Source organism: Mycobacterium sp. (assembly GCF_036273375.1).
In the GTDB taxonomy this organism is placed as follows: domain Bacteria; phylum Actinomycetota; class Actinomycetes; order Mycobacteriales; family Mycobacteriaceae; genus Mycobacterium.
Genome location: NZ_DASUHS010000122.1, coordinates 1 through 2717 on the forward strand (window position 1 = coordinate 1; position 2717 = coordinate 2717).

Here is a 2717-nt window from a genome sequence, read left to right on the forward strand (position 1 = left end):
GCTGCCCTCCACGCCTCCGGCCAGCGCCAGTTCCCTGCATGCTGATAACCGCCCGGATCCCGCGAACCCGGTCACCGCTCTCCCCGCAATCGCAATCGACGGTCGGGTTCCCCGCGAGCAGGCTCCCAGATCCCCGGAACCCGCGCGCTTCCGCCTGCTCCACCACGCGAACGTCGTGGTCACAGACGGCGATTCGTACCGGATGCGCCAGGCCCGAGCTCGAGGAGGAACCGCCCTGAACAAGAAATAATCAACCCGAGGGGTGGGGACTTCTATCTGGCCACCAGCGGGGACCGCAACTTGGCCGTTGACAGTGCTGCTTGGTGTCAGATGATCACCTGCTTGCAAAGATTGCTGACTGGGCGGCTTGACGTGGGCTGCCCCAGGTTGGCGTCGGCGTGGCGTGCCCTTGAGCGACCGTGATTCACTGCTGATCACCGCTCAATCGGGCACGCCACGGGCACGTCCGGCGTGCACCGCGTGTCCGGTGGCAAGCTGACCCGGACCGCAGGCCTTGCGGCCCGAAGACCAGAAGCGATGCGGCAGTAGCAACGGAGATCTTCCTCGCTTAGCAGTCTGCTTTGTTACCAGTCAGGCTTTTTTGGGCGGCTTTGTTACCCATCAGGCTTTTTGGACCGCGTCTCGAAGGCGAACACCAGGACAACGTGCACCACGCGCTCGCCGATGTTGTCGGCGGATCATTGGTCGGGTAGCAACTCTTGTCACCTCCGCGAACGCTCCTTGACGATAACTTTGCTGAGGTTTTACGGGCAGCCAACCTACATCCAGCCGCTATCCCTTGACATAAAGCGGATCTGGGTCCACGCTCGGAATGACTATCCATTAACTAATGGGGGAGCGGATCACGATGTCAAAGTTCGGCAACATCAATGAGATTCTCGCTGAGCGTCACCCTCAATTGTACGTGCCCAAAGTATTGAAGGATGGCAAGAACGTTATTTACGACAAGGGCGGCGCGAAACTTGTCGCGTTTGGATTTGAGGGAAGGGTTGTTGACTGGATTGGGTACGACGCCGAAGGAAATCAGGTTCCAACTGTCGTAATACGAGAGCCCTACGCCGAAGAAAAATTCGAAGACAAAGACAAGCCAACTGGAACACGGTATCAGGTTTGCGTTTGCCTCACCGGCCCGGAAGAAACTTGTTGGTGGATGGAGTGTATTTGCGGGCGGTGTGCATCCTTGACCTAGGCACCCTACGAACGCCTGCGGCAGAAGACCACAACGACGACCCTGAGTAAACGATCTGCCTCAGCTGCACATGGTGGAGCTGAATGGGACTTGAACCCCTGACCCTGCTTGCAAAGGTGGTGGCCGCAACCGGCGGACCTGCAGCCGCACAGGTCAAGCGCGCTGCCGGTTGCCCGCGAATGACCGTGAATCACCGTGGGTGACCCTCCTTACGGGCACGTGGCGGGCACGGGCCAGGCTCACGGCTGGATCGCCCGATCATCTGGTCCGTAGCAAGATTCCGGCCGTCCAGATCAGTCCGTAGTTGTCCGGCAAAGCAGCGGTTGCCCCGGATCTGCCGGAGTGTTCCGGCTGCGCATTCAAGGTTGGCGACGCACTGGCTTCGCCTTTCTGGGCGATCTTTAGACTCTTGACCAGCCCCGTGGACTTTTCGAAGGTGCTTGAGTAGGTTGCCGTGGTTACCCCATCGCCATCCCCAAGCCCGTCGCCCCGGCCGATCATCCTGCATGTGCCCATGTTCCCGCACGCGCCGATCCTGGTCCGGGTGGTAGACCTGCCGGGTCCGGACTTCTGGACCGTAGCTCACCGCGGAAGGCACCGGGAACGGCCTCCGTGGTGCTTCCCTCATCGAATCGTTCCTGACCGGGAACCCAACTTCGTAACAGTAGGGGCCTTCTCGACCCCGATCGCGACTGGGTGGCAGGTCTTGCGCAGGCCCGCCACCGACACGGTGCGGTTCAACGGCGACCAGCCCCCCATCTGGCACGAACCCACCGGCCGCTACCTCGACCCGGCGACCGGCGAGCTGCTGCCGACCTGGGATGAGGCGCTGGATGCCATCGGCCCGGCCGATGAGCCACGGCACGTGGCCCGGTTCGGAGCTCGGTTCGACGCCCAGGGCGTCATCGTCGGATCCCGCGACGCCAAGCGGTGCATCGGCTACCTGACCAAATACCTCACCAAAAACGTCGCCGACAGCGACGAGACCGGCACCGAACCCCAGGGCCAGCACGTCAACGGGCTCGCCGACGCGCTCCGGCACGAGCCGTGTTCCTCGTCGTGTTCCTCGCCACGGTGCTACTGACGGCGCGGCGGGCCTCGCCAAGGGGCTGTCACTCCCGACAAAGAAGGAAACCAGCCACCATGCTGAGCGCACCTGAGGGACGGGCGGACAGCCGGCCCCCACAGGCTCCGGCCACCGTCGCCGACGTCATGCGGCTGGCCGCCGAGACAGTAGCCGAGGGCGACCACGTCACTCCCGCCGCTGTCAGGGACCGGGCGTCACGGTCCTCGCCGACCCCGCGGTTCGGTCGGCGGTGAATGCGGCACGCTGCCAGTGCGCGAAAAGGCGGGATCCCCGGGGTTAGGCTCACCGCCGGACGCGATAGCCGGCCGGGCTGCCGCACCCAGACCCAGGCCACCCGGCGAGGTGTCATATCCGGGGGGCATCACAGGCAGCCGGACAGGTATTGGACTCTGCTGCCAGTCCGGCCGCATCGTGAGAGCG

3 protein-coding genes and 1 pseudogene are annotated in these 2717 nt (G+C 63.5%); all 4 read left to right on the forward strand.

The window, feature by feature from the left end; all coding sequences use genetic code 11:
- Positions 1-250 (forward strand): annotated as a pseudogene (locus tag VFW69_RS12065) (hypothetical protein); the annotation flags it as partial.
- Positions 251-868: 618 nt separating this feature from the next.
- Entirely contained in the window at positions 869-1210 is a 342-nt protein-coding gene (locus VFW69_RS12070) for a hypothetical protein (RefSeq protein ID WP_526501487.1), read from the forward strand.
- A 706-nt stretch (positions 1211-1916) separates the two neighbouring features.
- Positions 1917-2294, forward strand: coding sequence for a replication initiator (locus VFW69_RS12075; RefSeq protein WP_526501489.1), 378 nt, complete (start codon positions 1917-1919; stop codon positions 2292-2294).
- 59 nt (positions 2295-2353) lie between these two features.
- On the forward strand, positions 2354-2530 hold the full coding sequence (locus VFW69_RS12080; RefSeq protein WP_526501491.1) for a hypothetical protein: 177 nt from the start codon (positions 2354-2356) through the stop codon (positions 2528-2530).
- Positions 2531-2717: the final 187 nt, after the last annotated feature.